Origin of the sequence: Mesorhizobium sp. M2A.F.Ca.ET.039.01.1.1 (assembly GCF_003998035.1) — a bacterium.
Lineage (GTDB): Bacteria > Pseudomonadota > Alphaproteobacteria > Rhizobiales > Rhizobiaceae > Mesorhizobium.
On the sequence record NZ_RZRY01001344.1, the window covers coordinates 1 to 853 of the forward strand.

Sequence of the window (853 nt, forward strand, 5' to 3'; positions counted from 1 at the left end):
GCGTTGGTGCGATCACAGCCACTGCCTACCTAACTGCCGTCCTGGGGGTTATATCTCCCGACGCGGAGACGCCCAGTGCGTTCGCTTCTCTATGAAGCTGCGGTAGTGATCCTGACTCGCAGCCGGGCCGACAGCGACTTACGCAATTGAGCGAGGATGGCAAGGCCGAGGCACGAAGTTTTCCGGACGCTGGTTGATCAGGTCACGCTCATGCCCACCGAAGACGAACTGGCGTTTGTGCTTCGCGGTGATCTTGCCGCGCTCCTGGGGTTCGCGGCGAATAAGAAAAACCCCGACGTCTTTCGGAGGCCGAGGTTCTGGGTGCCTTGCTTTCGCAAGAATCGTTGGTTGCGGGACAGGAGTTGAACTTGTGAACTTCGGGTTGCCGGACGCCGTTCACCTTTCGAAGAACACGACTGTGGTTGGGTGGCAAGCCATCGGTCACCTGCAGCGGTCGAGTAATACCTTCGTGTAGCCGACTGCCGATAATGAAACACGATGCCGAAATGCGTTCCCGGCGATCCCTGCCCTTTTCGTCGGACTGCGAGGCCACGAAAATGGACAGGACAAACACGTTGGACTTGGTGGCGCCGACAATCTGCTCGAAGCGTTGCAAGTGCTTCGGCACCGACGACGAACTGATCGGCGTCAGAGCGGGTCTCGATGGATACTGGACGCTCCGGTGGCGGTGTCGTGGTTCGGTAGGACGCCGGTCTGCCGAGATTTGGCTCGAGCCCGCCGCCGAGGTGGACATCGATCGTCAAGGCGATGGCGGAATCCGCCGGGCGAGTAGAGGGGGGAGCCCACGTCTAAAGCGTGTGCCGGCTTTAAGTTATTTCACAAATCTTTTCCC

Annotated in this window: 1 pseudogene; it reads left to right on the forward strand. The window is 59.3% G+C overall.

Annotated features, from left to right (window positions below):
• Window positions 1–144: pseudogene (locus EOA24_RS44205) on the forward strand (transposase); the annotation flags it as partial.
• Window positions 145–853 lie beyond the last annotated feature (709 nt).